Here is a 19,239-nt window from a genome sequence, read left to right as displayed (position 1 = left end):
CGACCGCCGGGCTGGGAATGTACCGGCGGCGCGGGTTTGGCCTCAGAACTGCACAGCGCACTGAATGGCTGCTGTATTCCTTCCGCGGCGGTCACCTCTTAAGTCATCGCACTGTTTCGAGGAGTGTTACGCCCAATCCACGTGGCCCGAGTCACACCTCATTTGCGATGAACGTGACCAAGAGTGCAAATTCCCCACAACTGAGTCGCCGGACCCGTGGCGGCCCGGCGACACGTGGTTCACACACCCCGGCCGTGTTGCGCTCAGTGCTCGCGGGGCGCGGGCACCACACGCTCCACCTCGGGGTGGACGACGAGCAGTTGGCGCATGGCCGATTCGGCACCCGCCGCGTCGCCGGATGCGAGGGCGTCGACGATCCGGGCGTGGTGGCCGAGGGATGCCTCGCTGGGGCGGTCACAGCCCGTGACCGGGCCGCCCGAGACCTGCAGCGCCGCGGACACGATGCCGGAGAGGTGCTCCAGCATGCGGTTGCCGGCCGCCTGAATGAGCAGGGAGTGGAACTCCGCGTCGGCCCGGGAGCAGGTGATCGCGTCACCCTGCCCGACCGCGTGCCCCATGATCTCGACCATGTCACCGAGGCGCTGCTGGATGTCCTCGCGGCCGTGGCCCGCGGCGAGACGAGCGGCGAGAGGCTCGATCGTCCACCGGAGCTCCCCGAGCTCGCGACGCTGGTCCTCGCGCTGAGGACCGAAGGCGCGCCATTCGATGATGTCGGGGTCCAGCAGGTTCCAGTCACTGACGGGGCGGACCCGGGTACCCACGTTGGGCCGGGCACTGACCAGGCCTTTGGCCTCCAGGACACGCAGCGATTCGCGTACGACGGTGCGGGAGACCTCGAAACGCTGGCCGATCTCCTCCGGCACGAGGGGCCGGTCGGCACCAAGGTCTCCGGAGACGATCATCTGACCCAGCTGCTGAACGAGTTGGCCGTGGAGGCCGCGGCCCCGACTGGCCGAGCCCCGCCGGCTCACCCGACCGAGGTCGGCGTCGGGGCCGTCCCAGGCACGAAGAGCGGCACGCTCGCCGGCCGGCGCCTCCGCGTACGGGTAGCGATCGATTTCACCCGGGCCGGCGAGGCCGGAATCGGCGGAGCGGGCGGCGGTCATCATGGTGTGCGCAAGGGTACTCACGCATCCTTTGTCGGCGCAGCTCGCTCGGCTCTTGAGGTCTTTGGTGAAAAGCACACGAAAGGGTGATCGGCGCCAGCCCCCCAATTGACGCTTTACTGGTATAAACCGGGCATTTTCAGAAGGGTTACGAGGCTTGACTCGATCCGGCGGCCCTCTGCGACCGCCAACGGGCCCTGCCGTGAAGGCCGGTGAACAGATAGGCGCAGACCAGAACCGACAGCGAGAGCGCCAGGGCGGTCCCCACCGGATGCGCCACGACGCCCACGGCCAGGGCGATCCAGCGGTCCGTCTCGTGCGGCCAACCCGGCCACATCAGTCCACGGAGCCTGGCCGGAAGCCCGGCGACCGGACGGACTCCCGGCCCTGTCAGCACCAGCTGGACCAGCGGTACAACCAGGACGGGAACGGCAAGTACCGCGGCGACACCGGCCGTCGTCACCCTGAAGACTCCGGCGGCCAAGAGGCCCGCCCAGGCGCAGCCCACGGTCAGCGCCACCCAACTCGCGCCCAGCGACACGGAATTCGCCGGCACATGGATCCAGTCATGGCCGTACACAAGGCGAAGGGTTTCGGCCGAGACCAGTACGACAGCCAGGGCGAGGGCCACGGCGACACCTGCGGACACCACCAGTTTGGCCAGAAGCAGCCCCAGACGGCGGGGGACGGTACCGCGGCTCACGGCGAGCGCCGGGTAGCGGAATTCGTCACCGAACGAGAGGGCACCGAGCAGTCCTGCCCCGACCGCCGCGGGCGGCAGCGGCAGCAGCGACGGCCAGGCCGCCAGCACCTTCGGCAGAGGCGCATGGGCGTTGCGGGCGAGGAGCACGGAGAGCCCGACGGAGACGACCAGAACAGCGGCCATGATCAAGGTGGTTGTCCTGACGCCGAACAGGCGGCGCAACTCGTACCGCAGCGGCTGAAGCGGCCCCCGGGCCGGGCGGCGCCGGATAGGAAGCGCCGACTCCGGCGCCGACGCCCGCGCAGCCGGTCGCGGATCACCTGCTCCCGCGCCGCCGCTGTCTCGTCCGACGAGTTCTGCGGGGTCGGGGTCGGGGTCCGTGAGACATCCAGGGTCTGCGGGCTCTGCGGGATGCTCGTGGCTTCCGGATTCCACTGAATCCGCTGAGTACCCGGATGAGCTTCCGGGCGGCGTGGGGCCGGTGTCGCCGACCTCGTCGGCCAGCCGGTGCACCGGAAGCCCGTGCCGGAACGCCACGTCACCGATCTCCGCGCACGTGGAGCCGTACACGGCTAGACGACCGCCTGCTTCGGTGACCACCTCGACCGAGCGCCGTGCCGCTCGGGCCTCGCGGCTGACCAATGCCGCGAGGCGGGCCGCGTGCGGGGTCCGGACCGCGACCCTGGGGCGGAGGCGGGTACGGGAGAAGTCGCCGCCATCCTGGTCGGCGACCAGGCGACCGCCGTCGATGGTGACCACGCGGTCGGCGGCCCGGGCGGCCTCCTTGGGGTCCGCCGTGGAGTACAGAACGGTCCCGCCCCGGGCCGCATGGGCCCGCAAGAGCCCGTGCAGCCAAGAACCCTCGCACGGAGCGAGGCCCTCCGTCGGATCGTCGAGGACGAGCGTGTGCGGATCACCGAGCAGAGCCGAAGCGAGGGCGAGGCGTCGGTCCATGCCGAGCGAGAGTGTGCCGATGCGCTGGTCACCCAGCCCTGCGAGGCCCACGATCTCAAGCAGCTCATCGGCCCGCGCCGCGGGTACGCCCGCGGCGGCGCAGAGCATCCGGAGCTGGCCACGGGCGGTCCGGACAGGATGCCCAGGTACGTCTCCGAGCAGCACGCCCACCTCACGCGCGGGGTGCGGGATCCGGTGCATCGGTCTGCCCCGGAAGTAGGTGATCCCCCGCCCCGAGTCGAGTTCCAGCATGAGGCGGAGGGCAGCGGTCTTGCCCGAGCCGGAGGCGCCCAGAAGAGCGGTGACGTGTCCGGGCCGGGCTTCGAAGGTGAGATCGTCCACGGCGGCCCGAAGGCCGCGGCGGGGGGTGCTGGTGAGTCCGATGGCCTGGAGCATCGCTTCTCTCGCGGAAGGTAAGACCGCTCGACGGCAGTGCGGGTACCACAGAAAGATAACCCGACATATCCGACTTTTTGTGCAGCCTCAGCCCGGCGGGTGTTCCGCGAGGTCAGACTTCCGGCCTCAGCATCGGGGGATTGAGCACGGTGGCCGCCCCGGCCCGGAACAGCTGGGCCGGGCGACCGCCCTGGCGGGTGGTCGTACCGCCGGTGGGCACCAGGAAGCCGGGGGTTCCGGTGACCTTGCGATGGAAGTTCCGCGGGTCGAGAACCACTCCCCACACCGCCTCGTACACCCTCCGGAGCTCGCCGACCGTGAACTCCGGAGGGCAGAAAGCGGTGGCCAGGGAGGAGTATTCGATCTTGGAGCGGGCCCGTTCGACTCCGTCGGCAAGGATCTGCGCGTGGTCGAAGGCCAGCGGGGCCTGGTTCTCACCCTCATGGCCGAAGCTCCCGTCCGTCCCGAGCAGATCTTCGACGGACGCCCATCGCGCACTGTTCGCATCGCCGCCGGCCCGTGGGGCCGGGAGATCGGGTGCCAGGGCGAGATGGGCGACGCTGACGACTCGCATCCGCGGGTCACGACCGGGGTCACCGTAGGTGGCGAGCTGTTCGAGGTGGGCGCCGTTACCGACCGCCGGGGCTGCCGGATCCTGGGCGCACAGGCCGGTCTCCTCGACCAGCTCGCGCGCTGCTGCGGCTCCGAGATCCTCATCGGCTTTGACGAACCCGCCGGGCAGTGCCCATCGTCCCTGGAACGGTGACTCACCACGGCGTACCACCAGCGCGCAGAGCGCGTGGCGGCGCACCGTGAGCACGACCAGGTCGACGGTGACAGCGAAGGGCGGGAAGGTCGACGGGTCGTAGGGCGGCATGCGGTGATCATAGTCGTCTTCCTGACGATAAACACTCCCTTCGCGGTCCTCATCCATCGGCTTTTCCGGCAGCGGACGCCCACACCGCGTCCTGGCACGGCGCCAGGACGCGGGTGTCACCCGGCAGTGCGTAGGCCCCGGTCGGGGAGCTCAGTACGCGGAAGTGCTGCGAGGCCTCGCGGAACGGCGGAACACGCGGGTCATCCGTCGTCACGGGATACACGCCGACTGGGTGTGGCCTGCCCGGAGCGGCGCCTCGTGGCCGCCGATTCGGGACGGGCGGAGCCGGACGGAGTCTTCCTCCGGCGCGTGGTGGCCGGACGGGCTGTGCGCGGCCGCGCACTCCGGTCCGGCCGGTGCCCGCGCCGCCCCGTTCGTACACTGCGCTCCCCGCGCAGGCATCGGCGCAGGGTCTCCGGGTCGAGGCCCTGGTTGCACGCCTCATGAAGCAATTGGGCAAAGGTGTACGTGGGATCCATCCGTAGGGCGAGGCCCAGCGCGACCCGTGCGCCCGGCTCGTCGCCCGTCGACCACGAGACCCATCCGGCGAGTGTCAGTGGCGCCGCGGCATGCTCCTCGTACGGCGCCACGCAGCGACGGGACAGTGCGCGCCAGAGGCGCAGCGCCGAATCGGCCTCCGGGCCCTCCATCCATTCCGCCGCCCTGTCGCGGGTTTCCCGGTCCTGCAGGCCGAGAATCACTGCTGCTGCCTCGTCATGACTGATCAGGCCGTCATCGCTGATGTCCGAGGCCGAGGGCGTCGCCGCCGGCGCCTCACTGAGGCGTTTCATGAGCTGCCGGGCCAGGCCCAGGGTCTCTCGGGCCACGTCCTCGCGTCCCGCTTCATCAAGGAGTTTGGGCACCAGTTCGGCACCCGCCGAGTCGAGCGCGCGTTGCTGGCCCGCAGCCGCCGAGGTGGTCAGAGGAGCGAGCCTCGCCTCCATCTCGCGCAGCGTTCCCCGTACTTGAATGCCCGCGTACGCGGCGGCGGCCGCCATCACCGAAGTGCCGGGCATGGCCAGTTGGTTCCCCTCCGTCGGGCAGCAGCGCCCGTCCGGACAGCAGTAGGACCAGTACCGGCCGTCGGAGATACAGAGCGCTTCGAGCACCGGTACGTCCAGCCCGCCGCAGGCCGTACGCAGGCGCTGGGCGAATGGCCGCAGCCGCTCCATGATCTGACTGCCGGACTCGCCCTCGGCGGGATCCTGGCAGAGGAAAATGACGATCGCGTCAGGGCGTTCACCACGCCGCTCACTCCCCTTGATCAGGCACTCGGCGAGCTGCTCGGCGACGGGCGCCCATTCCTGGGGCGATTGTGGGATGCCGAGCCTGAGCCGGCCGCCGAAGCGGCCCCTGCCGCCGTGCAGGGCGACCATGATCACGCTGTCGTTCGGGTGAAACCCCATGAGGTAGGGAAGAGCATCGGCGAGTTCGGCGGGCCCTCGCAGGGTGATCTGCTGCTCGTCGGCCGGACCGGTGGATTCGTGGTGCTGGTTCATGGCATGACCGTCCCGCGAGCAGCCGGATTCCGCGACCCCCTGTGGATAACTTGTCCACAGGGGGCACGGGGTGTTGGCGGTCTGTCGGACCCATCGGGTTGCATGGGGGAATGACCCGAGCAACGCGCGCAGGTCTCAGGGCCTCGCCGACTTCGTATGTACCCGATTCGTCATGCGCCCGATTCGTCGGCGGGCCTCGGGAGGACCTCAGCCCGCCGCGGCGAGGACCAGCGGAAGCACTTGGTCGCTGCCCCCCCGGCGCCGCAGCCGGGCAGCGACCGCGAGGGTCCAGCCGGATTCGGTGTAGTCGTCCACGAGCAGGACGGGACCGGGGGTGCGTGCCAGGGCGTCGGCCAGCTCCTCGGGGACGGCGAAGGCGCCGGAGAGCGCCCGGAGGCGCTGGGCGGAGTTGCTGCGGCGTGCCGTGTGCGCGCCGCCCGGCCCGGTGTACGTCAGGGGACCGAGGAAGGGCAGGCGGCCGATCGTCGCGATGCCCTGGCCGAGTGAGCCGACCAGTTGCGGGCGGGTCAGGGACGGTACGGCGACGACCCCCACCGGCCGGGCAGTGGCGTCCGGGACGTTCGGCGCCCAGCCGCCCGAGGAGCGCGCCCAGTCGGCGAGGACCGCCACCGCAGCCTGCAGGACGTCGTCGGGGACCGGTCCGTCGGGCGCGTTCTCGGCCAGTAGCGGGCGCAGCCGGTTGCCCCAGCCGATGTCCGAGAGCCGGCCCAGGGCACGCCCGGTGGAGCACTGTTCCTTGGCCGGGATACGGCCCTTGAGCTCGATGCCCAGTGCGGGCATCCCCGTCGGCCACATCCGGCGCGGCTCGACCTCCACGCCCGGCCGGTCCAGTTCCTTGGTCGCGCCCATCAGGCTGTCCGCCGAGACGGCCGAATCGGCCCAGGGCCCCGCGCAGTTGTCACAGCGGCCGCACGGTGCCGCCCCCTCGTCGTCCAGCTGTTGGCGCAGGAACTCCATCCGGCACTGGTTCGTGCTCGCGTAGTCGCGCATGGCCTGCTGCTCGGCGGCCCGCTGCCGCGCCACCCACGCGTAGCGTTCGGCGTCGTACAACCACTCGGCTCCCGTGGCCGTCCAGCCGCCCTTCACACGCTTGACCGCGCCGTCGACGTCCAGCACCTTCAGCATCGACTCCAAGCGGGTGCGCCGAAGGTCCACCACGGCTTCCAGGGCCGGCACGGACAGTGGCCGTCCCGCTCCGGCGAGGGCCGAGAGCGTCTGTCGGACCTGGGCCTCGGGCGGGAAGGCGGTATCGGCGAAGTAGCGCCAGATCGCCTCGTCCTCCTTGCCCGGAAGCAGCAGCACATCGGCGTGGGCGACGCCACGCCCGGCACGCCCCACCTGCTGGTAGTAGGCGATCGGCGAGGACGGCGAGCCGAGATGCACCACGAACCCCAGGTCCGGCTTGTCGAAGCCCATGCCCAGGGCCGAGGTGGCGACCAGCGCCTTGACCCGGTTCTCCTGCAGATCGACCTCGGCCTGCAGCCGGTCGGCGTTCTCCGTCTTCCCCGTGTACGAGGCCACGCGGAAGCCGCGCTGGCGCAGGAAGGCGGTGGCCTCCTCGGCCGCCGCGACCGTGAGGGTGTAGATGATGCCCGAGCCCTGCAGTTCGTCCAGGTGCTCGGCGAGCCAGGCCAGACGGTGCGCGGCGTCCGGCAGCCGGACCACACCCAGCCGAAGGCTCTCCCGCTCCAGCGGGCCGCGCAGCACGAGGGCCTCGCCGGCTCCGGTACCCAGCTGATCGGCCACGTCAGCGGTGACCCGCGCGTTCGCGGTCGCTGTGGTGGCCAGCACCGGCACGCCGGGGGCGAGCTCGGCGAGCATCGCCCGCAGCCTGCGGTAGTCGGGGCGGAAGTCATGGCCCCAGTCGGAGATGCAGTGCGCCTCGTCCACCACCAGCAGACCCGTGGTGGCCGCGAGCTTGGGCAGCACCTGATCGCGGAAATCCACCGAGTTGAGGCGCTCCGGACTCACGAGGAGAACGTCGGTGTCGCCGCGCTCGACCTCCTCGTAGATGGTGTCCCACTCCTCCGGATTGGCCGAGTTGATGGTGCGCGCCCGGATTCCGGCCCGCGCCGCCGAGTCGACCTGGTTGCGCATCAGGGCCAGCAGCGGCGAGACGATCACTGTGGGCCCGGCGCCACGCCGGCGCAGCAGAGCGGTGGCGACGAAGTACACCGCGGACTTGCCCCAGCCCGTGCGCTGCACCACCAGCGCGCGTCGGCGCTCCTCCACCAGAGCGGCCACCGCCTGCCACTGGTCCTCCCGCAGCCGCGCCGAACCTCCGGGGTCACCGACGAGCTCGGCAAGGATGGCATCGGCTTCGGCGCGGAGCTCCAGGTTGTCCATGCCCCCATGCAACCCGATGGCTCGGACAATCGGCGACTTCACCCCACGTGACACACAGCTCACAGAGGACCGGTCGGCCAAGTGTTCCCGGGCACGGGGAGCGCTCGGGGATCATCCGCGCTCCGGCGGGTGGCCGTAGGGCGATGAGGGGTGTTTCCGCTGGTCCTCGCCGTTCAGATGTGATGGGAGGCGTCGTCCGGGCACGGTGTGGGCAGGGATATCAGTGTCATTTCGGCTGATTCCCGTCACCTGTGCCAATTGCTCGTTGCCGCCTGCCGATACGACAGGAAGAATTGGACTCGCTCCCCGCACAGTCCCTTTCGCGGCCCGGAAGGGCTGTGCCGCGGTGCGCCCTCACTCGTCCCTGCCCGCACCGTGGGCGCGTATGCGAAGGGAGGATCGTGACCTTCGGATTCCCCCCGTCCGCAGCCACTTCGATGTCGGCGTCCGCCGACTCGGCCAACCGTCTCGCCAGGATGCTCGAACCCGCCGAGTGGGCCGAAGCAGGGATACCGCTGCTGCGCAGCCCCCGCGAGGTCGTCAGCGGCCTGCACGCCCGGCACCGGCCGACCCCGGCGACCGCGGTGATCGCCGTGCTCGACCATGAGGAACGTCTCGCGGCCAGCGCTTCGTTCGCCCGTCGCTCCATCGCCGCGGACGGCTGGGAGTTCCGCAACGCGCTGCTGGCGCATCTGCGCCGGGTCATCCCGCACGATCTCCGCCGCCGCACCCCCGTCCGTACGGCGGTGCTTCTCTACTGCCGTGAGGGCGAGGAGCGTTGGACGGAGGAGGACGGAGCGTGGATGTGGGGCCTGCGGGACGCCTGCACGCTGCACGGGCTGCGGTGCGGCGCGTACATCACGCTGACCCGCGGTGGTTGGCAGGTGCTGGGCGAGGGCCGTGGTGGGCGCAGTCCCAACTCCTTGTCACGGCCGGCCGCTCTGGCCGACGCGTCACTGGACCAGGATCCGGCTCCGCTGCGCACCGGCGGCGGCGCCTCGCAGACGCTTCGGCGCACCGCGGCCCGCTGACCCACGACCCGGCCGCCCTGTCGGACAGCCGGGCCCACGGCCACGGTCGTGTGTGCCGTACGGATCAGACCGCGGCACCGAGCACGGCGTTGATCCGCTGCGGATCCCCGCACACGATCAGCAGTGCTCCGGCGCGCTCCCGCGCCCCGGTCAGCGTGTCGGCGACGGTGTCACCACCGTTGACCGCGACGATCACCACCGGACGGGTCCGCACCCGGTTCGTCGTTTCGGCACCGGCGAAGAAGACATCGTCGCCGGCCTCGTGCTGCGCCCAGTAGGCGGCCTCGCCGAAGGAGAGTTCGTGGGCGGCCCACGGGTGCTGCTCGCCGGTGGTGAGCACCAGGATGTCGCCCGGTGCGCGGCCGGAGTCGAGCAGCAGGTCCACCGCTTCGTCGGCGGCATCGAGTGCGCCGGCCGCCGAGGCGGGGATCAGCTGTATCTGCGGTGCGGAACGATTCTCCGGCCGGTCCGTCCGGGGGTGGCCGGGAGTGGGGTGCGGGCGCTGCGCCGGGGGCGCGGGCCTCGCGGGGCCGGGCCCGGGACGACCGGGACGCGGCGTGGCCGCTGAACGCGGGCCGGGTACGGGACGGGGGGTCGACGCGGTGCGGCCGGCGGCCGGAGTGACGCGGGGACCCTGGGCGCTCTCGTGAATCTGAGGCTCCTCGGGGATGAGAGGCATGGGTGGTTGTCTATCAAACGCCGGCGCTCGGGGCGTCGGCGGGTGGGTACATGTGCGCGATCAGAAGTCGAAGCCGAGCTGGCCCCCGCTTTCCAGTGCAGCCGCCTCGGCGGAGATGCGGACCTTCTTGAGGTGCTGCCACCTGGGCAGCGCGTCGAGATAGGACCACGACAGACGGTGGTGGGGTGTCGGTCCCCACTCCTCCAGCGCGGCCCTGTGTACGGGCGAGGGGTATCCGGCGTTGGCCTCGAAGGCGAATTCGGCGTACTCGCCGGAATCCGCGCCCAGTTCGGCCATCATCGTGTCCCGGTGGACCTTCGCGATCACCGAGGCGGCCGCGACCGCGATACAGGACTGGTCGCCCTTGATCACTGTGCGGACCTGCCAGGGATGTCCCAGGTAGTCGTGCTTGCCATCGAGTATCACCGCGTCCGGCCGTACCGGCAGGGCTTCGAGGGCGCGCACGGCGGCGAGACGCAGCGCGGCCGTCATCCCGAGCTCGTCGATCTCCTGCGGGGAGGCGTCGCCGAGACCGAACGCGGTGACCCAGCGCTCCAGCAACGGCGCGAGCTCCGCGCGGCGTTTGGGGCTGATCAGCTTGGAGTCGGTGAGTCCGGCGGGAGGTCTGCGGAGGCCGGTGACGGCCGCGCACACTGTGACCGGTCCCGCCCACGCTCCGCGTCCGACCTCATCGACACCGGCGACGGTCTTGGCACCGGTGGTGGCGCGCAGTGAGCGCTCGACGGTGTGCGTGGGTGGTTCGTACGGCATGGCGCCTGTCAGCGTACGCCGATGGCGCGGCCGGCAACACCCCGGGGCGCCCGTCGGCCACCACGCAGTCGCGACAAGGCCCGGCAGGGGGCGCGCTGCGGCTGTGGAGGCCGACGTTCCGTATGGCGGGGCGCCCCGCAGGGGGTGCCTCCGGGGCCGGTGGGCGTGGTGGTGCGACGCGCGTGTTCGGGGTCGGCGTTGCCCGTGCGTATGTGGCCCGGGCCGGTCAGTACGGGTCGTACGGATCGCTCTCGTCACCGTCGCGGTCGCTGCCTCCGATGCCCGGGCTCGATCCGGTGCAGGACAGCGTCGGATCTGCCGGATCTCGCTTCAGGATGTCGCGGGCCCGCGCCTCGCCCCAGCTGGTGGCGTACCAGGGAGTGCCGTCGGAGCGCAGTGACCGCTCGATGTCCATGAGGGCGCAGGAGCGCAGTGGTTCGGGCAGTGTGTCCAGGGCCGGTACGGCGTCGGCCGAGAGGTCCTTGAGGTAGTCGATGTCGATCGAGTGATCGTTGCGGTACCGCTGGACGTTCTGCTCCGCGATCAGCCCGTCGGGCGAGATCAGTCCGAACGCGAGGACGCCGACGGCCGCGCTCGCGGCCACGGCACGCGGCAGCAGGTGGGCGCCGAACACCCCGGCGGCCATGATCAGGACGAGCACCACGCCCAGCCAGAGCTCCACGGAGACCACGGATATCCGCAGCCGTGTCAGACCGTACGCGTCGACGTAGAGGTCCATCCGCCTCAGCGCGGAGGCCACGACGATCAGGGTGAGCAGGCACAGCACGCCGAGCACGCTCCGGACGAGAGTGCGGTCGCCGTCCCGTCCGCGGGGCGCCCAGCGCAGGGCGAGCGCGATCACCAGCAGCGTGAGGATCGTGGCCCAGAGAAGCTGCCAGAAACCCTGCCGGGCGTATGCGGAGTAGCTGAGATCGGTCTCGGCCATCACCTTGTCGTACCCGCCGAGCAGCACGGTGAGCTGGACGGCGATGAAGACGGCGAACAGGAGGTTCAGCACGATGAGCGGCAGAGCCCACTCCAGCCGCCCGCGGGCCTTCCCCTGACGGACGGTGAGGCCGTCCCAGCGGATCGGGGCGGCTGCGGCGTACGCGGCGGCGAGCGCGCCGATCAGGCCGACCAGGAAGAGGAGGAACCGCCACGGGCTGCCGGTGAGCGATACATCGGGCATCAGGTCGCCGAGCACGTCGGCGAAGGCGGCGTCGGCGCTCGCGAACAGCGCTCCGAACACGATGAGCAGGACGATCGCCACCGCCACGCTGCGGAGAACGACTCCCAGTCGGCCGCGGGAGCCCGCCATCCGGTCGCGCACGCCCCGCCCGCCCCAGGCCAGACCGTCCGCGATGGCGCTGAGCAGGCCCAGCGACCCCAGGAACACCCCGAGCCAGCTGCGGTTGCCGTGCAGGGCCAGTGAGCCCAGCGCGATGGCCGACACGACGGCCAGGAAGACGGGCCAGCCGGCGTCCCGGAGGGCCGGGACTGCGAGGAGTCCGAGTCCGCCGAGTGCCCACAGCGCTGTCCACGGGCGGAGGCGGCGGCCGGCCGGCCGTGCGGCGAAGTACGCCCCGAGCGTTGCGGGGACCGCGACGATCAGCGCGTTCAGGCCGAGGCCGTCGCCCAGCAGCAGGGCGCTCAGTATCGCCGTGACGATGACGCAGCAGAGCGTCGCGCCTCGGATGGCGGCGGGCGCCGCCGGGCGCAGTGTCGACAGTGCGGAGACCTGTTGGGAACTGCCCTGCCGCCAGGGGTCGGGCGGATACTGCCCGCCCTGCTGCGCGTAGCCGGGCACTCCCGGTGGTTCGACAGCGGTGCCGCGGGGTTCCGGCGGCGCGGCCTTCGGCAATGCGTTCCGCTCGGACGTTTTGGGCTTGTTAAAGGGCTCGGACGGCTCGGGCTCGTCTGCCGGCCGGGGCGTTTCTGACGTGTGATCGGACATGGGACCCCTCCCCCACCGAGGTCCCGCGCACACCACCCGCAGGGCGGCGGCTCAAGGCACCCCGGCGTCTCATTTTCGGCGCACGCCCGTCTGGATGATCATCAACGGCGGCGTGGCCGAAAGGGTAGCTTCCGCCGGCTGTTCCGAGCCGTGCGGGGAGAAGCTGTGGCAGTACCGTGACAGTGCGGCGGTATGGTCCCGTGCTCCGCTCGTCGACGGCTCAGCTGCCGCCGTCTCGCTGCGGGAGCCAGTCCGGCAGCTCCTCCGTCCGCGCCGTCCACTCGGCGGGTGGCGCGCCGGCCTTGCCCGCCGCGACGACCCCGCCGACGATCGCACACGTCGTGTCGACGTCTCCGCCCGCCTGGGCGGTCACCCAGAATGCCTGCTCGAAGTCGCCGAGGCTCCGCGCCGCCGACCAGAGGGCGAACGGAACGGTGTCGTGCGCGCTGGTACGCCGGCCGTTGCCGAGGACCGCCGCGACCGTCCCGGCGTCTCCGTAGTCGAGCATGTCGCGGGCCCGGCGCAGCCCGGCACCGACGGCGCTGCGGGGTACGAGTGCGATGACGCCGTCGAGCAGTTCCGCCGGGGTGGGCGGCCCGGTCGTCGCCGCCGCCAGTGAGGCCGCCGCCGCGACGGCCATCGCACCCACGACCGCCTCGCGGTGCTGGTGCGTGGTGTACGAGGAGATCTCGGCCTGGTGGGTCGCCTGCTCCGGATCGTCCGCGTACCAGGCGCCGAGCGGCGCGATGCGCATCGCCGAGCCGTTGCCCCAGGACCCCTGGCCCTGGAACAGCGCGGACGCCAGCTCCCGCCAGTCGCCGCCCTCCCGGACCAGTCTGAGCAGCCGGTTCACTGCGGGGCCGTAGCCACGGTCGAAATCGTGGTGGCCGGCGAAGGAGTGGGCGAGCGCGTCCTGATCGATCCGCTCGTGCTCCACCAGCACGGCCAGCACCGAACACGCCATCTCGGTGTCGTCCGTCCACTGCCAGGAGCCGGGTGGAAGTTCACGCCGCTTCAGCAGCGGATAGTTGACAGGCACAAAGAACTGGGAGCCCAGTGCGTCTCCCACGGAGAGCCCGCGCAGGCTGGCCAGGGCGCGCAGGGCCCGTTGGCCGGAAGCAGAGTCAGCGGTTGTCATCGCCCTTCCACTCTATCCGGTGATGCCGTACGGCTCAGGGGTACGCCAGCGCTCGAACGGCCGGTCCAGGGTGTAGCGGCCGTTCGCTCCGAGTATGAGCGTGCGGGTCTCCCCGTTGCCCGGATTGGACAGTGACTCGAACTCGGCGACCGACCAGTGGAACCAGCGCATGCAGAACAAACGCATGGTCAGTCCGTGCGTGACCAGCAGGACGTTCTGCGGGTGGTCGGGATCCTCGAAACTCCGGTACAAGCTCTCCAGAAACGCCCCGACCCTGTCGTACACGTCGGCTCCGGACTCCCCCTGTGCGAAGCGGTAGAAGAAGTGTCCGTACGCGTCCCGGTACGCCTTCTGCAGGCGCACGTCGTCGCGGTCCTGCCAGTTTCCCCAGTCCTGCTCGCGCAGCCGCGGTTCCTCGCGCACCCGTACCTTCTCCAGTGTCCAGGCCGAGGGACCTGAATGTCTCGTGGGTGCGGCGGTAGGGCGAGACGTACACGCTGACCCGCTCGCCGTCGAACAGCTCTCGCAGCCGCACGCCCGTCTCCCTGGCCTGCCTCAGCCCTGTCGCGGTGAGCCTCAGCGCATGGTCCGGCTCACGCTCGTACACCGTGTCGTCGGCGTTGCCCTCGGATTCGCCGTGCCGGACGAGGACAATGCGTTGCGGTCGTGCCATGTACAGACCCTAGATCGGCTGCGGCTCATTCGAGCAGTCGTCCTGCCTCCAGCCGACGGATGTCGCCGGTGAAGCGGCTGCGCAGCAGCCGGTCGTGCGAGACCACGACCAGGGCGCCCTGCCAGTGGGCCAGCGCTTCCTCCAGTTCCTGGACGAGTCCGAGTGCCAGGTGATTCGCCGGTTCGTCGAGCAGCAGCAGATCCGCGGGCCGGGCGAGGAGCCGGGCGAGGGCGAGCCGTCTGCGCTGTCCCGCCGAAAGGGATCCGACCGGCACCCGGAGGTCCCGGGAGCGGAACAGCCCGTACGAGACCAGCAGTTCCTCCTGCTCGTCCTCGGCGAGCGGCAGTCCTCGGCCGAATGCCGTGAGCACGTTCTCCGCCGGGCGGTGCACCGGCACCTCCTGGGCGAGGTAGCCGATCCCGCCGCGCCGGACGACGCGCCCCTCGTCCGGTTCGAGCACGCCCGCCATGACCCGGAGCAGGGTGGACTTCCCCGCCCCGTTGCCGCCGTGGATCAGCAGTCTGTCGGCTGCGGCGACGGAGAGCCGGTCGATCGAGAGGCGGTCACCGACCCGTATGCCATTCAGGGACACCAGCTCTCCCCCGGCAGTGCCGGCCCTGGGCAGGGCGGCGAAACGCAGCGGGTCCGGCGGCCTGGGGACGGGCTCCGCCCGCAGCCGCTCCAGTCGCTTGCGAGCGTTGCGGACCCGGCCGGAGACGGAGGCCTGGACCCGGCCCGCAGCCCGGTCGTACGCCATTTTGTTGTTGTCCTTGATGGCGCGGCCGGCGGCGACGCCATGAGCGGTGGTCGCCGTGTACTCCTCCAGCTGCGCGGTCTCCTCGCACCACTGGGCGTAGGACTGCTCCCAGCGCTGCCGTGCGGCGCTCTGCTCGGCCCGGAATCCCGCGTAGCCACCCCCGTAGCGCACGACCGTGCGCCGGTCGGTGTCGACCTCCAGCACCGCGGTGGCGACATGTTCCAGGAAGATCCGGTCGTGGGACACGGCGATCACGGTGCCGGGGTGGGACCGGAGGGCGCTCTCCAGCCAGTCGAGCGCGGCTCCGTCCAGGTGGTTGGTGGGTTCGTCGAGCAGCATCACCTCGGGGGACGCCGCGATCAGGCAGGCGAGGCCCAGTCTCGCCTGCTCGCCGCCGGAGAGGCTGCCGAGCTTCCTGGCCGGTCCTGTACGGGCGAGGCCGAGAACGTGCATCGCCTTGTCGACGTGGGCGTCCGCTTCGTAGCCGCCGCGCAGCTCGAACTCGGTGAGCAGGTCTCCGTAGGCGGCGAGCGCGGCTTCGTCGGCCGCGCCGAGGTCCGCCTCGGCCTCCCGCAACTTCCTTTCCATCGCGCGCAGGTCCGCCAGCGCGTCGTCGATCGTGTCCTGGACCGTGCTTTCGGGCGGCAGCCGTGGGGTCTGGGACAGCAGGCCGGTGCCGCGGTCGGCAGCCGTGAACGCGCTGCCGGAGTCGGGCTGTTCGAGTCCCGCGAGGAGTCGGAGCAGGGTTGTCTTCCCCGCGCCGTTCTCCCCCACGATGCCGATCCGCTCGCCCGGACGCACGGTCAGCGAGACATCGTCGAGCAGCAACCGGTCACCGCGGGACATGGTCACGCCGCGCAGGGAGATCTGTGTGGGCAAGGGCGTCTCCGAATCAGGTCAATCGAAAGCGACTTAACGCACCCGTTGTCGCATTAAGGCGAGTGTGGCACACTGAAGCTCACTAATGCAACAGGAGTAGCAATTGACTGGACAGAGAGTCGCACCGGAGGCCGACCCGCCGGCGCCCGCGCTCGCCCCCGGCACGCGCCGTCCGGGCGGCAGGACCGCGCGCACCCGGGCGGCGGTCCGTGACGCCGTCCTCACCGGCCTGATGGAGCACGGTTACCCGGGCCTCACCATCGACTACGTCGCGGAGCACTCCGGCGTCCACAAGACCACCCTCTACCGCCGCTGGGGCAACCTCGAAGGGCTCCTCGCGGACGCCCTGGACCTGGCCGGGGAGGACAGCTGGACACCGCCCGACACCGGAAGCCTGCAAGGAGATCTGCGGGCTCTGGCGCATACGACGGCCGCGTCCTTCGAGGATCCCGCCGCGGCGGCCGCACCGACCGCGTTCATAGCCGCGGCCTTCCATTCCGAACGCGCCGCCCAGGCGCTGAACGCCTTCTACGCAGAGCGGTTCGCCCGCTGCGAGGTCATGGTCGCGCGCGCCGTCTCCCGGCACGAGCTGGACCGACGTGCGGACGCCGGAGCGCTCATCAGGGCCGTGGTCTCGCCCCTGTTCTTCAGACTGTTCATCACCCGCGAGCCCATGGAGGAGACGGTGGCCGACCGAGCCGCCGACGCGGCACTGGCCGCCGCGCGCGCCGGAGTCTTCAACACCCCGGCGGAGCCCGCCTGATCGACCGCCCCGAGCACGCCCGGCGCGGGGCTTCCGGCTCCCGGCTCAGGGCTCCCGGCTCCCGGCTCCCGGCTCCCGGCGCGGGGCTTCCGGCTCAGGGCTCCCGGCTCCCGGCGCGGGGCTTCCGGCTCAGGGCTCCCGGCTCCCGGCGCGGGGCTTCCGGCTCAGGGCTCCGGGCTCCCGGCGCGGGGCTTCCGGCTCAGGGCTCCCGGCTCAGCCTTCCGGCTGCGCCCGCCCGTCCGGCCGGACCGGTCACACCGTCCACGACGGCTCCAACTGCACGATGTCCCCGGCCAGTTCCGCCACGTCGTCCTCGATCTGCGTGCGTTGCGACAACCGCTCGATGCTCCCCGCCCGGTACTTGCCACGCTCGGCGCTCGACTGCCACATGGACAACACCAGGAACTCATGGCCAGGCGATTCCCCGAACACCCCGCGCAGCATGCCGGGCGATCCGGCCATCGCCGGATTCCACACCCGCTCCTGCATCAGCGCGAAGTGTTCCACCCGGTCCTCGCGCACCTTGCTGTGCGCCACCCGGACGACATCCGCATCGGTGAAGCGCGGTTCGAAGCCCGTCTTCACGTCGAAGCGGTACTCGAACAGCTTGACCTGGATTCCGCTGTACGTACCGGACTGCGCGGCAGCCAGGCCGTCGTGGGAACGGGCCATGAACGAGTCGTAGAAGACCCGGTTCTCCCAGAAGGCGAAGATGTGCGCCACGTCCGGATGCTCGCGGCTCCACCCGCCGCCCTGCCCCTTGAACCCGGGCTCACCCGGCAGCTCCGCCCACTTCCGCTGCCCCCGTTCAAAGCCTCGACGGTCCACCACGGTGCAACGAATCCACTTGACCAGCACCGCGCCATCGTACGGTGCCGGGCACGGCGCGGGCTCCGCTCCGGCGGAGCCCGGTGAAGTGCGCCCGGAGCGAACGCCGTTGATCGCAGAATGATCCCCATGGTCTCGCTGCACACCAATCCCCTGTTCGCCCGGCTCGAATCCGCGGAACGCGTCCTCGTCACGGGGGCCGGCGGCGGCTTCGACATCTACGCCGGACTCCCCATCGCGCTCTCCCTGTTCCACCAGGGCAAGCACGTACAGCTGGCCAATCTGTCGTTCAGCGCCCTCGAAGGGCTGCCGCTCGAATCCTGGCTCGCTCCGGACGTCGCCGTCATCACCCCCGAAACAGCCCTCCACCAGGCGTACTTCCCGGAGCGGACGCTCGCCCAGTGGCTCGGCCTGCATGGCTACCCGAACACGGTCCACGCCTTCTCCCGGGTCGGCGTACAGCCGCTGCGCGCGGCCTACCGGGCGTTGATCGAGAAGTACGACATCGACGCGGTCGTCCTGGTCGACGGCGGCACGGACATCCTGATGCGCGGGGACGAATCCGGACTCGGCACCCCGGAGGAGGATCTGACCAGCGTCGCCGCGCTCGCCGCGCTCGACATACCGGAACGCCTCGTCGTGTCCATCGGCTTCGGCGTCGACGCCTATCACGGGGTGAGCCACGGTCTGGTACTGGAGAACATCGCCGCACTCGAACGCGACGGTTCCTTCCTCGGCGCCTTCTCCGTGTCCCGTACGACACGTGAAGGCGCGCTCTTCGTCGATGCCGTGGCACACGCCCAGCACCACACGGCCGACCACCCCAGCATCGTGAACGGCTCGATAGCCGCCGCCGTCCAAGGGGCTTTCGGAGACGCCCACTTCACGTCGCGCACCCGGGGCAGCGAGCTCTTCATCAACCCTCTGATGACCCTCTGCTTCGCGTTCGAGCTGGACGGAGTGGCCCGCAACTGCCGCTATCTCGACCGGATCGAGGACACCCATCTGATCCGTCAGGTCAGCAGCGCCATCGAGAACTTCCGGGACGAGGTCCGGCAGCGGCCACCGCGCCGCATCCCGCACTGAACCGGCCCGACGGCACAACGGCCCGGCAGACCGACAGACCATCAGCCCGGCGCCCCGATGGCCCGAATCCATCGCCGAAATCCAAGCCGGTTGGATCCACGCCCGGTTACGGACATGATCGGGTGATGCGAACGGCCCGACGGCCCAGCGGAAAGCCAGGGAGGCAAGTCCGATGAGCACGCCCAACAAGGACATCGAGAAGGTCGAAGTCAGACTCAAATGGGATCCCAGTCCTCATGGTGCTCCGCCCCATGACCTCGACATAATCGCGGCGACCTACCTCGCCGAAGCGCCGTACGGCAGCCCTGCGTACCTTGTGCACTTCGACAGCCGTTCACCGGACGGCACCATCACGCTCAACCGCGACAGCAGGACCGGTCAGGGCTTCGGCTTCGACGAGGTGATGACGCTGGAACTGAACCGGCTGTCGACCGCGTACACACGGGTCGTCGTCGGGGTCGCCATCCAGCAGCGCGACGGCCACAAGACCTTCGCCGGGATAGAGAGCACCGCGGTCCAGGTCCGGGAGGGCTACACGAACCTGTCCGAGGACGACTTCGCCGCGGTCGGCGGAGCCACCGCGGCGACCGTGGCCGAGTTCGTCCGGGGCACCTCCGGGGCCTGGGAGTTCCACGGCACCGTCCAGGGCTTCGACGGCGACCCCGATTCGTTCGCCGCGACGATGGGAAGCCGAACACCCGGCATGTGACACCTCGCAGTACGTGACACGTCGCAGTGCATGGCGTGTCTCGGTGCG

At 70.8% G+C, this 19,239-nt stretch carries 15 protein-coding genes and 1 pseudogene; 4 read left to right on the top strand and 12 right to left on the bottom strand.

Features of this window, described 5'->3' with window-relative positions:
* Positions 1-263: 263 nt before the first annotated feature.
* The 5 genes from ACFVH0_RS19445 to ACFVH0_RS19425 form a co-directional block, all read right to left on the bottom strand.
* Positions 264-1,130, bottom strand: a complete 867-nt coding sequence (locus ACFVH0_RS19445; RefSeq protein ID WP_385821781.1) for a FadR/GntR family transcriptional regulator — start codon at positions 1,128-1,130, stop codon at positions 264-266.
* A 145-nt stretch (positions 1,131-1,275) separates the two neighbouring features.
* On the bottom strand, positions 1,276-3,180 hold the full coding sequence (locus ACFVH0_RS19440; RefSeq protein WP_385821698.1) for an ATP-binding cassette domain-containing protein: 1,905 nt from the start codon (positions 3,178-3,180) through the stop codon (positions 1,276-1,278).
* A 112-nt stretch (positions 3,181-3,292) separates the two neighbouring features.
* A complete protein-coding gene (locus tag ACFVH0_RS19435; RefSeq protein ID WP_385821696.1) occupies positions 3,293-4,057 on the bottom strand; it encodes an NUDIX domain-containing protein in 765 nt (254 codons plus the stop codon).
* Positions 4,058-4,257: 200 nt separating this feature from the next.
* Positions 4,258-5,556 carry a DUF4192 domain-containing protein gene (locus ACFVH0_RS19430; protein WP_385821694.1) on the bottom strand — a complete coding sequence of 433 codons (1,299 nt, stop codon included), beginning with the start codon at positions 5,554-5,556 and terminating at the stop codon, positions 4,258-4,260.
* A 207-nt stretch (positions 5,557-5,763) separates the two neighbouring features.
* Positions 5,764-7,923 (bottom strand): RecQ family ATP-dependent DNA helicase, encoded by a 2,160-nt coding sequence (locus ACFVH0_RS19425; RefSeq protein WP_385821693.1) that lies wholly within the window; start codon positions 7,921-7,923, stop codon positions 5,764-5,766.
* A gap of 401 nt (positions 7,924-8,324) precedes the next feature.
* Between ACFVH0_RS19425 and ACFVH0_RS19420 the strand changes: the two genes are divergently transcribed.
* The gene (locus ACFVH0_RS19420; protein WP_385821691.1) at positions 8,325-8,954 is read left to right on the top strand and encodes a hypothetical protein; all 630 of its coding nucleotides are present in this window, start codon (positions 8,325-8,327) and stop codon (positions 8,952-8,954) included.
* A gap of 64 nt (positions 8,955-9,018) precedes the next feature.
* Here ACFVH0_RS19420 and ACFVH0_RS19415 read toward each other — a convergent pair whose 3' ends face one another.
* The 6 genes and pseudogenes from ACFVH0_RS19415 to ACFVH0_RS19390 form a co-directional block, all read right to left on the bottom strand.
* Positions 9,019-9,633, bottom strand: a complete 615-nt coding sequence (locus tag ACFVH0_RS19415; RefSeq protein ID WP_385821689.1) for a hypothetical protein — start codon at positions 9,631-9,633, stop codon at positions 9,019-9,021.
* Positions 9,634-9,693: 60 nt separating this feature from the next.
* Entirely contained in the window at positions 9,694-10,404 is a 711-nt protein-coding gene (locus ACFVH0_RS19410; RefSeq protein ID WP_385821687.1) for a ribonuclease HII, read from the bottom strand.
* A gap of 226 nt (positions 10,405-10,630) precedes the next feature.
* A complete protein-coding gene (locus ACFVH0_RS19405) occupies positions 10,631-12,358 on the bottom strand; it encodes a DUF4153 domain-containing protein (RefSeq protein WP_385821685.1) in 1,728 nt (575 codons plus the stop codon).
* 220 nt (positions 12,359-12,578) lie between these two features.
* Entirely contained in the window at positions 12,579-13,496 is a 918-nt protein-coding gene (locus ACFVH0_RS19400; protein WP_385821683.1) for an ADP-ribosylglycohydrolase family protein, read from the bottom strand.
* A 12-nt stretch (positions 13,497-13,508) separates the two neighbouring features.
* Positions 13,509-14,169 (bottom strand): annotated as a pseudogene (locus tag ACFVH0_RS19395) (histidine phosphatase family protein).
* Positions 14,170-14,194: 25 nt separating this feature from the next.
* A complete protein-coding gene (locus ACFVH0_RS19390) occupies positions 14,195-15,805 on the bottom strand; it encodes an ABC-F family ATP-binding cassette domain-containing protein (protein WP_385821681.1) in 1,611 nt (536 codons plus the stop codon).
* A 103-nt stretch (positions 15,806-15,908) separates the two neighbouring features.
* On the opposite strand from ACFVH0_RS19390, the gene ACFVH0_RS19385 reads away from it, so the two are divergent.
* Positions 15,909-16,568 carry a TetR/AcrR family transcriptional regulator C-terminal ligand-binding domain-containing protein gene (locus tag ACFVH0_RS19385; RefSeq protein ID WP_385821679.1) on the top strand — a complete coding sequence of 220 codons (660 nt, stop codon included), beginning with the start codon at positions 15,909-15,911 and terminating at the stop codon, positions 16,566-16,568.
* A 252-nt stretch (positions 16,569-16,820) separates the two neighbouring features.
* Here the strand turns inward: ACFVH0_RS19385 and ACFVH0_RS19380 are convergent, their stop codons facing one another.
* A complete protein-coding gene (locus tag ACFVH0_RS19380) occupies positions 16,821-17,426 on the bottom strand; it encodes a YdbC family protein (protein ID WP_385821677.1) in 606 nt (201 codons plus the stop codon).
* A gap of 99 nt (positions 17,427-17,525) precedes the next feature.
* Here ACFVH0_RS19380 and ACFVH0_RS19375 point away from each other — a divergent pair, with 99 nt between their 5' ends.
* On the top strand, positions 17,526-18,482 hold the full coding sequence (locus ACFVH0_RS19375; RefSeq protein WP_385821675.1) for a DUF1152 domain-containing protein: 957 nt from the start codon (positions 17,526-17,528) through the stop codon (positions 18,480-18,482).
* A gap of 172 nt (positions 18,483-18,654) precedes the next feature.
* Positions 18,655-19,191 carry a TerD family protein gene (locus ACFVH0_RS19370; RefSeq protein ID WP_385821673.1) on the top strand — a complete coding sequence of 179 codons (537 nt, stop codon included), beginning with the start codon at positions 18,655-18,657 and terminating at the stop codon, positions 19,189-19,191.
* The last annotated feature ends 48 nt before the right edge of the window (positions 19,192-19,239 follow it).

Origin of the sequence: Streptomyces sp. NPDC127117 (genome assembly GCF_042677325.1) — a bacterium.
Lineage (GTDB): Bacteria > Actinomycetota > Actinomycetes > Streptomycetales > Streptomycetaceae > Streptomyces.
Note: the sequence above shows the minus strand (reverse complement) of the source record. Positions and strands in the feature narration are given on the sequence as shown.

What these genes read in the sequence shown, in the direction of transcription:
- ACFVH0_RS19445 (WP_385821781.1), bottom strand. Translation starts at nt 1,130, where the DNA reads ATGATGACCGCCGCCCGCTCCGCCGATTCCGGCCTCGCCGGCCCGGGT.
- ACFVH0_RS19440 (WP_385821698.1), bottom strand. Translation starts at nt 3,180, where the DNA reads ATGCTCCAGGCCATCGGACTCACCAGCACCCCCCGCCGCGGCCTTCGG.
- ACFVH0_RS19435 (WP_385821696.1), bottom strand. Translation starts at nt 4,057, where the DNA reads ATGCCGCCCTACGACCCGTCGACCTTCCCGCCCTTCGCTGTCACCGTC.
- ACFVH0_RS19430 (WP_385821694.1), bottom strand. Translation starts at nt 5,556, where the DNA reads ATGAACCAGCACCACGAATCCACCGGTCCGGCCGACGAGCAGCAGATC.
- ACFVH0_RS19425 (WP_385821693.1), bottom strand. Translation starts at nt 7,923, where the DNA reads ATGGACAACCTGGAGCTCCGCGCCGAAGCCGATGCCATCCTTGCCGAG.
- ACFVH0_RS19415 (WP_385821689.1), bottom strand. Translation starts at nt 9,633, where the DNA reads ATGCCTCTCATCCCCGAGGAGCCTCAGATTCACGAGAGCGCCCAGGGT.
- ACFVH0_RS19410 (WP_385821687.1), bottom strand. Translation starts at nt 10,404, where the DNA reads ATGCCGTACGAACCACCCACGCACACCGTCGAGCGCTCACTGCGCGCC.
- ACFVH0_RS19405 (WP_385821685.1), bottom strand. Translation starts at nt 12,358, where the DNA reads ATGTCCGATCACACGTCAGAAACGCCCCGGCCGGCAGACGAGCCCGAG.
- ACFVH0_RS19400 (WP_385821683.1), bottom strand. Translation starts at nt 13,496, where the DNA reads ATGACAACCGCTGACTCTGCTTCCGGCCAACGGGCCCTGCGCGCCCTG.
- ACFVH0_RS19375 (WP_385821675.1), top strand. Translation starts at nt 17,526, where the DNA reads ATGGTCTCGCTGCACACCAATCCCCTGTTCGCCCGGCTCGAATCCGCG.
- ACFVH0_RS19370 (WP_385821673.1), top strand. Translation starts at nt 18,655, where the DNA reads ATGAGCACGCCCAACAAGGACATCGAGAAGGTCGAAGTCAGACTCAAA.